7 protein-coding genes (1 of these 7 running past the window's edge) are annotated in these 10626 nt (G+C 75.3%); 4 read left to right on the plus strand and 3 right to left on the minus strand.

Going from position 1 to position 10626, the window contains the following annotated elements; translation table 11 throughout:
* Positions 1–987, plus strand: a complete 987-nt coding sequence (locus IPL61_10050) for a phosphoribosylaminoimidazolesuccinocarboxamide synthase (protein ID MBK9031659.1) — start codon at positions 1–3, stop codon at positions 985–987.
* Complete coding sequence (purL, locus tag IPL61_10055; GenBank protein MBK9031660.1) at positions 987–4799, plus strand: phosphoribosylformylglycinamidine synthase; 3813 nt, start codon at positions 987–989, stop codon at positions 4797–4799. Before IPL61_10050 ends, purL begins: the two co-directional genes overlap by 1 nt.
* 146 nt (positions 4800–4945) lie before the next feature.
* Here the strand turns inward: purL and IPL61_10060 are convergent, their stop codons facing one another.
* Positions 4946–5341: a hypothetical protein gene (locus IPL61_10060; protein ID MBK9031661.1), complete on the minus strand. Its 396-nt coding sequence runs from the start codon at positions 5339–5341 to the stop codon at positions 4946–4948.
* A 213-nt stretch (positions 5342–5554) separates the two neighbouring features.
* Here IPL61_10060 and IPL61_10065 point away from each other — a divergent pair, with 213 nt between their 5' ends.
* Positions 5555–5935: a phage holin family protein gene (locus IPL61_10065; protein ID MBK9031662.1), complete on the plus strand. Its 381-nt coding sequence runs from the start codon at positions 5555–5557 to the stop codon at positions 5933–5935.
* 332 nt (positions 5936–6267) lie between these two features.
* On the opposite strand, the gene IPL61_10070 is transcribed toward IPL61_10065, so the two are convergent.
* Positions 6268–6960, minus strand: coding sequence for a sigma-70 family RNA polymerase sigma factor (locus IPL61_10070; protein ID MBK9031663.1), 693 nt, complete (start codon positions 6958–6960; stop codon positions 6268–6270).
* A gap of 41 nt (positions 6961–7001) precedes the next feature.
* Between IPL61_10070 and IPL61_10075 the strand changes: the two genes are divergently transcribed.
* Entirely contained in the window at positions 7002–8519 is a 1518-nt protein-coding gene (locus IPL61_10075; GenBank protein MBK9031664.1) for a phosphotransferase, read from the plus strand.
* Positions 8520–8574: 55 nt separating this feature from the next.
* Here the strand turns inward: IPL61_10075 and IPL61_10080 are convergent, their stop codons facing one another.
* Positions 8575–10626: the 3' portion of a hypothetical protein gene (locus IPL61_10080; protein ID MBK9031665.1), read on the minus strand. Its footprint extends 261 nt past the window's final position; only the last 2052 of its 2313 coding nucleotides appear in the window; its start codon lies beyond the right edge, outside the window — the gene reads right to left on this strand; the stop codon is at positions 8575–8577.

Here is a 10626-nt window from a genome sequence, read left to right on the forward strand (position 1 = left end):
ATGGACCTCGACGCCGCCTTGCACGCCCAGCTCGCCCACACCCTCGACCGCACGTCGTGGACGACGATGGCCGGGCGCGGGCCGCTGGTCCGTTACGACGGGAAGGTCCGCGACTGCTACATCGACGCCAGCCGCGGCGAGCGCGTGATCGTCGTGACCGATCGCCTCAGCGCGTTCGACATGGTGATCGGGCTCATCCCGTGGAAGGGCCAGGTGCTCAACCAGCTCGCCCAGTACTGGTTCCGCGAGACCGCGCACCTGGCGCCCAACCACGTCGTCGCCAGCCCGGATCCCAACGTCTGCATCGGCCGCGAGGTGCGGCCGCTGGCGGTCGAGTTGGTCATGCGCGCGTACCTCACCGGCGTCACCTCGACCTCGGTGTGGAAGGCCTACGAGGCCGGCGCGCGCACCTTCGCCGGCCACGCGCTGCCCGACGGCCTGCGCAAGAACCAGCCGCTGCCGCAGCCGATCTTGACGCCGTCGACCAAGGCCGCCAAGAACGGCCACGACGTGACCGTGAGCAAGGACGAGCTCCTGGCGATGGGGCAGGTGCGCGCCGACGAGCTCGAGCAGGCCGCGGCGATCGCGGCGCGGCTGTTCGCGTTCGGCCAGGCCCGCGCCGCCGAGCGCGGGCTGATCCTCGCCGACACCAAGTACGAGATGGGCGTGACCGAGGCCGGCGAGGTGATCGTGATCGACGAGATCCACACGCCCGACTCGTCGCGTTACTGGTACGCCGACGACTACGAGGCCCGGCTGGCCGCCGGGCAGGAGCCGCGCAGCCTCGACAAGGAGTACGTGCGCCGGTACCTGGCCGAGGAGGCCGGCTACCGCGGCGACGGCCCGCCGCCGCCCTTGCCCGATCACGTGCGGGTCGAGGCGGCCAAGCGCTACATCGCCAGCTTCGAGCAGGTGACCGGCACGGCGTTCGCGCCGGTGCCCGGCGACGCCCACGCGCGGATCGCCGCGGCGCTGGGGGCGGCGTGATCGCGATCGTCCCGGGCGGCCCGGCGCTGGCGCCGGCGCGGCTGGCGCGGCGGCGCGCGGCGCTGATCGCGGCGTGCCCCGGCCTCGACGTGCTCGCCGCTGACCACGTCTACGTGGTCGCGGCCGCGCGGCCGCTGACCGCCGCCGAGGACGAGATCCTCGCCGGCCTGCTCGAGCGCGCGCCCGACCTGGCGACGCCGGCCGGCGCGACCCGGCTCTACGTCGTGCCGCGGGTCGGCACGATCTCGCCGTGGTCGAGCAAGGCCACCGACATCGCCCACACCAGCGGCCTGGCCGCGGTGACCCGGGTCGAGCGCGCGGTGGCGTGGACGCTGCGGGGCGTGCCGAGCGCGCGCGGGCCGCTCGAGCGCGCGCTGGCCGATCGCATGACCGAGAGCGTGCTCGACGCGCTCGACGGCGCCGCGCTGTTCGCCGCCGGCGCGCCGCGGCCGCTCGGCACGATCGCGCTCGGCGCGGCCCCCCACGCGGCCCTGGCCGCGGCCGATCGCGCGCTGGGCCTGGCGCTCGCGCCCGACGAGATCGACTACCTCGTCGACGCCTACGCCACGCTGGGCCGCGACCCGACCGACGTCGAGCTGATGATGTTCGCGCAGGCCAACAGCGAGCACTGCCGGCACAAGATCTTCAACGCCCAGTTCGTGATCGACGGCGCCGCCCAGGAGCGCTCGCTGTTCCAGCTGATCAAGGCCTCGACCGCGGCCAGCCCGGCCGGGGTGCTCTCGGCCTACCACGACAACGCCGCGGTCTTCGCCGGGTCCGCCGGCGTGCGGCTGTTCCCCGACGGCGATCGGGTCTACCGCGGCCACGCCGAGCCGGTCCACGTGCTGCTCAAGGTCGAGACCCACAACCACCCGACCGCGATCGCGCCGTTCCCGGGCGCGGCCACCGGCTCGGGCGGCGAGATCCGCGACGAGGGCGCCACCGGCCGCGGCGCCAAGCCCAAGGCCGGCCTCGTCGGCTTCACCGTGTCGAACCTGCGCCTGCCGGGCGCGATCCAGCCGTGGGAGGTCGATCACGGCAAGCCCGAGCGCATCGCCAGCGCGCTCGACATCATGCTCGACGGCCCGCTCGGCGGCGCCGCGTTCAACAACGAGTTCGGCCGGCCCGCGATCGCCGGCTACTTCCGCACCTTCGAGCTCGACGCGCCGGGCCCGCGCGGGCCCGAGGTGCGCGGCTACCACAAGCCGGTGATGATCGCCGGCGGCGTCGGCAACGTCCGGGCCGGCCACGTCGACAAGCTGCCGCTGCCGCCCGACGCGCCGCTCGGCGTGCTGGGCGGGCCGGCGCTGCTGATCGGCCTCGGCGGCGGCGCGGCCTCGTCGATGGCCCAGGGCGCGTCGCACGCCGAGCTCGACTTCGCGTCGGTGCAGCGCGACAACGCCGAGATCCAGCGCCGGTGCCAGGAGGTGATCGACGCGTGCTGGGCGCTCGGCGACGCCAACCCGATGCTGTCGATCCACGACGTCGGCGCCGGCGGCCTGTCGAACGCGCTGCCCGAGCTGGCCCACGGCGGCGGGCGCGGCGCGCGCTTCGATCTGCGGGCCATCCCGTCGGGCGATCCGGCGATGGCGCCGGCCGAGCTGTGGTGCAACGAGGCCCAGGAGCGCTACGTCGTCGCGCTCGCGCCCGGGCGCGAGGCCGAGTTCGCGGCGCTGTGCGCGCGCGAGCGGGCGCCGTGGGCGCTGCTCGGGCACACCACCGCGGCGGCGCACCTGCGGGTCGACGATCCGCTGCTGGGCGCGCCCGCGGTCGACGTGCCGATGGCCGTCATCCTCGGCAAGGCCCCGCGCATGGTCCGCGACGTGCGGCGCGAGCCGGTGGCGTTCGCGCCGCTCGACCTCGCCGGCGTCACCGTCGCCAGCGCCCTCGAGCGGGTGCTGCGCCTGCCGACCGTCGCCGACAAGACCTTCCTGGTCACGATCGGCGATCGCTCGGTCGGCGGGCTGGTCGTGTGCGAGCCGATGGTCGGCCCGTGGCAGGTGCCGGTCGGCGACGTCGCGGTCACCGCCACCGACTTCGTCGGCGTCACCGGCGAGGCCATGGCCATGGGCGAGCGGCCGCCGGTCGCGCTGCTCGATCCGGCCGCGGCGTCGCGCCTGGCGATCGCCGAGGCGCTGACCAACCTGGCCGCGGCGCCGATCGCCGCGCTCGGCGACGTCAAGCTGTCGTGCAACTGGATGGCCGCCGCCGGCTGGCCCGGCGAGGACGCGCGCCTCTACGACGCGGTCCGCGCCGCCGGCGCCGAGCTCGCGGTCGCGCTCGGCGTCGCGATCCCGGTCGGCAAGGACTCGATGTCGATGAAGTCGGTGTGGCGCGACGACCGCGGCGATCACGCGGTGGTGTCGCCGATCACCCTGGTCGCGACCGCGGCCGCGCCGGTGACCGACATCGCGCGGGTGCTGACCCCGGTGATGCCGCTCGACGACGGTCCGCTCACGCTGGTCGCGATCGATTGCGGCGGCGCCGGGCCCGCGCCCGATCTGCGGCTGGGCGGCTCGTGCCTGGCTCAGGTCCACGGCCAGCTCGGCGACGCCGCGCCCGACGTCGACGCCGGCGACCTCGCGCGCTTCTTCGCGGTGATCCAGGCCGAGCGCGGCCGGCTGCGCGCGTACCACGATCGATCCGACGGCGGCTTCGCGGTCACGCTGCTCGAGCTGGCGTTCGCGTCGGGCGCCGCCCTCGACCTGCACGTGCCGGCCGGGCTCGACCCGCTGGCGTGGCTGTTCGCCGAGGCCCCGGGCGCGGTGGTCGCGGTCGCCGCCGCCGACGTCGCGCCGCTGCGCGCGGCGCTGGGCCCGCGCTTCGCCGACCGCGCCTGGGTCGTGGGCACCGCGACCGCCGGCGCGCGGATCCAGATCGCCGCCGCCGACGGCGCGGTCCTGCTCGATCGCTCGCGCCACGCGCTGCGCGCGCTGTGGTCCGACACGACCTGGCGGATGGCGACCCTGCGCGACGATCCGGGCTGCGCCGACGAGGAGCACGCGACGCGGCTCGATCCCGACGATCCGGGGCTGGTCGAGGTGCCGGTCGCGCCGCCGCCGCGCCGCCACCACGCCGGGCCGCGGCCGCGGGTCGCGATCCTGCGCGAGCAGGGCTGCAACTCGCACGTCGAGATGGCCGCCGGCTTCGACGCCGCCGGGTTCGAGGCGGTCGACCTGCACATGACCGAGCTGCACGCCGGCGCCGACCTCGCGTCGTTCCGCGGCCTGGTCGCGGTCGGCGGCTTCTCGTACGGCGACGTGCTCGGCGCCGGCCAGGGCTGGGCCAAGAGCGTCCGCTACGGCGCGACCGCGCGGGCCGCGCTCACCGGGTTCTTCGCCCGGCCCGACACCTTCGGCCTCGGCGTCTGCAACGGCTGCCAGATGATGGCGGCCTTGCACGATCTCATCCCCGGCGCCGAGCGCTGGCCGCGCTTCGTGCGCAACCGCTCCGAGCAGTTCGAGGCCCGGCGCGCGCTGGTCGAGGTCCGCGCGAGCCCGTCGATCTTCTTCCGCGACCTGGTCGGCGCGCGGCTCGGCATCGTGGTCTCGCACGGCGAGGGCCGCGCCGCCGAGCGGGCCCCCGGCGATCTCGCGGCGCTGACCGCGGCCGGGCAGGTCGCGCTCGGGTTCGTCGACGGGCTCGGCCGGGCCGCCGCGCGGTACCCCGCCAACCCTAACGGCTCGCCCGACGGCGTCACCGGCGTCACGACCACCGACGGCCGCGTCACGATCCTGATGCCGCACCCCGAGCGCAGCCCGCGCTCGGCGTGGCGCGCGATGTTTCACAGCGCCCGCGCCTGGGTCGGCTGATCTCAGCGGGCGCGTCGCCGCCGGCCGTGGCCGACGAGCGCGCCGGCCGCCAGCGTCCGCGCCGGTCAGCCGTGGCCGACGAACGCCGGCCGCCAGCGTGCGCCGGTCAGCCGTGGCCGACGAACGCCGGCCGCCAGCGTCGCCGGTCAGCCGTGGCCGACGAACGCCGGCCAGGTCCAGAGCGCGCCGCTCGCCAGCACCAGCGCGCGCGCGGTCGGGCGACGCCACCGCGCTGACACGCCCAGCAGGTCGACGACCTCACAGCCGCCGCGGGCCAGCCGGATCATGCCCGGCACCGCGCCGACGCACGCGATCGCCACGGCGATCTGCGCCGCGACGCTGGGCGGGCGCGCCAGGATCGCCAGCGGCCACACCGCCGCGACCAGGAACACCTCGGCCAGGACGATCACCGCGACGCCCCAGCGAAAGCCCGCCAGCGCCGCGATCGCGCCGACCGCGAGCACCGCCGCCAGCTCCGGGCTGTGGGCGTGGGCTGGAAGGGGCAGGGCGGCGAAGGCCGCCGCCAGGCCAGAGCCAGCCACCCAGCGATCACTCCGATCTGCGGTTAGCGTAGCCATACCACAACTGTAATCGCACAAAGACAATTGTCCGCATAAATGTAACCTCGTGATGACAATTGTCACGAGATCTGGAATTTTCTCCATGATCCTGGCGTGTTACGCGCTCGGCGCGGGACGCACCGCGTGACCGACACCTACCTCGCCGCCCCGGTCGGTTCGTGGCACCCTGTCGCCATGACGTGGATCTTGATCAAGCTCGCGATCCGCCTGGTGGCGTTCACGCTGGTGTTCTGGTTCGCGACCCGCAAGAACGCGAAGATCAAGATCGAGCCGCGGTGGGCGCTGCCCCTCGTCGCGGGCATGTTCGCGGTCTTCAATGTGGGGCTGTACTGGATGCTCCGCCCGGTGCTCAACCTCGCCACGTTCAACGTGGCGTGGTTCGCGATGCCGCTCGTGATCAACCTGCTGTTCCTGATCGCGACCCTGCGCGTGTTCCAGAACAAGAAGTGGCTGCAGATCGACGGCGTGCGCGCGACGCTGTGGCTCGCGGTCGTGCTCACGCTCGCGCACGGCGTGCTCTACGTCGCGCTCGACTACCTGCCCACCAAGGTCTGATCGGGCCACCGCCGGTCGGCGCCCGCGCGGATCACGACGTCGGCGCCGTCGCGCTCGACGACCTGCCCACCAAGGTCTGAGCGTCGGGACACCGCCGGCGCCCGCGCTGAGCCCGACGTCGGCGCCGTCGCGCTCGACGACCTGTCGACCGGCCTGAGCGTCGGGACGCCGCCGGCGCCCACGTCGGCGCCGTCGCGCTCGACGATCTGCCGACCGAGGTCTGAGCGTCGGGCCGCGCCCGGGCGCCCGCGCTGATCACGACGTCGGCGCCGTCGCGCTCGACGATCTGCCCACCAAGGTCTGAGCGTCGGGACACCCCGGGCCCCCGCGGATCACGGCGCCGGTGTGTCCTCGGCCAGGAGCGCGCGCAGCTGATCGACCGCGCGCGCGTGCAGCCGGCTGGCCCAGGACTTCGACATGCCCATCGCGGCGCCGGCGTCGAGCAGGGTCAGGCCGTCGACGTAGTGCGCCGTGAGCAGCGCGCGCTCGCGCTCGGGCAGCTTGGCCAGGGCCGCGTGCAGCGCCTCGGCCTGGCGCCGACGGCCCAGGGCGTCATCGAGGGCGGGCGTGTCCTGGGCGAAGGTGTCCTCGGGCACGACGTCGATCGAGACCATGCACATCGTCCGGATCGCGCCGAGGGCGGGCTGGACCTCGCGCAGCCGGTCGGCGGTGGTCGGGGTCGCGGCGGTGGCGCGCGCGGCGGCGGCGCGGCCGCCCGAGGCCTCGAGGTACTCGGCGGTCGCCGTGAGCGCGGTCAGCCGGGCCCACACCCGCCGGGGCAGGTTGGTGTTGCGGCGGACGCCGTCGAGGATCGCGCCCTGGACCCGGTACCACGCGAACGTGCGGAAGCTGGCGCCGGCGGCGGGGTCGTAGCGGTCGACCGCCTCGGCCAGGCCCAGGTTGCCCAGCGCGACCAGATCGTCGAAGTCGACGTGCTCGCGCACGCGCGCGGCGATGATCTTGGCCGCACGTCGGGGTAGATCGAGGTGCTGGGCGGCCAGGGCCGCGCGCTGCGCGTCGTCCACGGCTCGACTGTACCGCGGAGCCGATCCACTATGCTCGCCCCGTGGCCACGTTCACCGTGCTCGACCTCGCCGACGCCGCCGCCATCGCGCGCGCCGCGGACCTCGGGCCGGTGACGGCGCTGGCGCCGATCGACGCCGGCACGATCAACTCGAACTTCGCGCTGACCTGCGCCGACCGTCGGTGGATGGTCCGGGTCAACGAGGGCAAGCACCCCGACGACGTCTCCTGGGAGGGCGACCTGGTCGCGGCGCTGGCCGCCGCCGGGCTGCCGACCCCGGTGCCGCGAGCGATCGCCGGCCGGCGGTGGCTGGCGCACCGCGGCCTGGTGATCAGCGTCTTCCCGTGGGTCGATGGCACCATCCGCGACGCCGCCGCGGTCTCGCTCGCCGACGCCGCGCGGCTCGGCGACGCGCTCGGGTTGCTGCACCAGGGCGCCGCGGCGCGCTGGCCAGCCCACGGCCGGGCCGGCTTCTACCAGTGGGCCGACGTCGTCGGCCGGCTCGACGCGATCCGCGCCGCCGCCCGACCGGAGCTGGCCGCGCCGCTCGTCGAGCTGACCGCGGCCAGCGCCGAGCTGGCCGCGCGCGTCGCCGACCGCGCCGCCGCGCGCCACGGCATCATCCACAACGACCTGTTCCGGGACAACGTGCTGTGGCAGGGCGACGCGATCAGCGCCGTGCTCGACTTCGAGCAGGCGGCCACCGGCGCGCTGGTCTACGACGTCGCGGTCGCGATCAACGACTGGTGCTGGCACGACGGCGTCCGCGCGGAGCACGCGCGTGCCCTGATCGAGGCGCACCAGCGCCGCGTCCCGTGGACCGCCGCCGATCGCGCCGCGCTGGGGCTGGAGCTGGTGGCCGCGGCGACCCGGTTCACGATCACGCGGCTGACCGACGTCTACCTTCGCCAGGTTGACAAGCCCGACAAAGACTATCGTGCCTTTCTGGCACGCCTACGATTCTGGAGATCCCTGCAGGGACGGAGACTTGGACGCGCCTGGCGATGTCGTGACGCGGCCCGGAGCTTGCTAGTGTCCAGCTCGATGTCGCTCCACTCGCGCGCCGCGCTCGTCGCCCTCGCTCTCGCCGCCGTCGCCACCGGGTGCGCCCGCCGGTCGTCGACCATCCCCGGCACCCGCATCAACGACGATCGGATCAACCGGGAGATCCTCGCGACGATCGAGCAGTACCGGGTCGCGGTCGAGAAGGGCGACGCGGAGGCGCTGTTCCTGATGGCCTCCGAGAACTACAACGAGGACAGCGGCACCGCGGGCGGCGAGGACGACTACGGCTACGACGGGCTCAAGGAGGTGCTGGTCGGGCGCTTCCGCATGGCCAGCGACATCCGGTTCGCGATGAAGTACGTGAGCATCCACCGCGGGTGCCCGGCGGCCGACGAGCTGCCGGTCGGGTGCGTCGCCAAGGTCGAGGCGCTGATCGACGCCAGCTTCACGATCGTCGACGCCCGCGGCCACGACCGCCGGACCGACAAGCGCGACCAGAACGAGCTCGTGCTCGAGTGGTCGGGCGACCGCTGGAAGTTCGTCGCGGGGCTGTGACCGGCGGCGGCCGCGCCGCGACCGGGACGTGCTCGTGCGCGCGTGTCGACGGCGATCAGCGGGCGGCGGCCGCGCGCGCGCGCCAGTCCGCGGCCAGCGCCGCGTCGACCTCGACGCCGGTCGCGGCCAGCCGCGCCGCGGCCCGCTCGAGCGCGGGCCGGTCGTCGGCGCGCCACGCGGCGATCGCGAGGCGGCGGCCGGCGGCGCGCACGAACCGCGGCGACGGCAGGCCCGCGGCCAGGGCGCCGTCGAGGACGACCGTCGCGATCACCGGGAACCGGCGCTCGATGAGCTGCAGCGCCAGCAGGTAGCGCGCGAACGCGTCGGTCGGATCGAGCGCGACCGCCATCGCCGCCCACGCCAGGTCGTCGTCGCCGCTGCCGAAGAAGTAGCCGCGCAGGAACGGCCCCGCGACGCTGGGCGAGCGCAGCGCCTGGTCCATCGCCTCGAACGTGCGCCGACGCTCGTCGTCGAGCGGCAGCGCCAGGGCCTCGTCGACCCGGGCCTGCGCGCCGACGCGATCGCCGGCGCGGCCGGCTAGCCGCGCCAGCGCCTCGAGCGCGATCGCCCGGATCGGCGCGCCGCGCTCGGGCGACGCCCACCGGACGTAGGCGGCCTGGCCCTCGGCCTGATCGCGCTCGTCGCCGGCGACCAGCACCGCCGCCAGCGTGAGGTTGGCGCCGGGCTCGTCGGGCGCGTCCCGGCACAGCCCGCGCAAGAGCGCGATCGCGCCGCGGCGATCGCCGCGCTGCAGCCGGCGGCCGGCCTCGGCCTCGCGCCGGGCCCGGGCGTGCGGGCACGGCCGCTCGAACACGCCGCCCTGGCGGAACCGCTCGCGCGCGGCCTCGAGGTCGGCGGCGGGCACGGTGATCGTCGCGAGCATCGCGCGCCACTCGGCCACCAGCGCGGCCCGCGGCTTGCCGAACGCGCCCGCGAAGTCGCCGCCCGACGCGTAGACCGCGCGCACCGGCGCGGCGCCGTAGGTGTCGAGCAGGAAGCGCATGAACGAGCCGGCCGCGGTGTAGCCGCGCGCCGACGACAGCGTCAGGAACCGGACCGAGAACACCTCCGACGGATCGGGCGCGAAGCCCAGCTGCTCCATCGCCCGCATCGCCTGGTGCGGGGTCATCGATCGGCTCGAGCCCGGCCAGTCGAGCGCCACCGCGAGGCCCTCGATCAGCCCGGGGTTGACCAGCACCGGCAGCCCGAGCACGCGCCGGGCGGCGACGTGGAACCACGGGTCGCCGAAGCGCCCGGCGACGACGTGCGCGATCTCGTGGCGCAGCGACGGGTGCGGGAAGTCCTCGTGGGTGACGTAGATCTGCCGGAGCCACGGCTTGGCCATCTCGACGTGGCGCGCGCCCATCAGCGCGGCCTTGCGCTCGGCGGTCGCGAAGTAGAACGCGTGGATCGTGCCGACCTCCGCCGGCGTGACGCCGATCGCCGCGCACACCTGCGCCAGGCGGAACTCGTGGTCCGCGGCGATCAGCGCCAGGTCGGCGCGGATCGCCGGGGTGTCGTCGTAGCGGATCACGAAGTGCGCGGTGCGGTACTCCCCGCCGAGCTCGGCGGCGATGTCGCCGGCGTCGATCGCGTAGCCGAGCGAGCCGGCCGACGCCCGCAGCCCCAGCGCGACGAGCGCGGCGACGACCGCGCCCGTGGCCGGCCGCCACGCCAGCCCGCGGCCGCGCCAGCGCAGCGCCACCGTCGCGCGATCGTACCGGGCCGCGACCGCGGCCAGCGCGGCCAGCACGGTCGCGAGCTGCTCGAGCCGGGCCCAGCCCAGCGCGGCGCGCAGCTGGATGTCCTCGTCGTAGAGGTTGCCGGGGAAGAACCCGACCAGCGGGCTGTAGCTCCAGACCGGGGGCGCCGAGCGGAACCGCTGCACGCCCAGCGCGATCAGCGCGAGGAGCACCAGGTACGGCGCGAGCGCGCCCAGCCATCGGCGCGGGCCGACGATCAGCGCGATCGCGGCGCCGCTGCCCGCCGCGAGCACCGTCGACGCCAGCGCCAGCGCGCCGAAGGCGCGGACGCCGAACCCCGGATCGCACGTGCGCGTCCAGAGCCCGCGCACCACGACCATCAACAGCGGCACCAGCACGATCGC

This window comes from Myxococcales bacterium (genome assembly GCA_016717005.1).
Classification (GTDB): domain Bacteria; phylum Myxococcota_A; class Polyangia; order Haliangiales; family Haliangiaceae; genus UBA2376.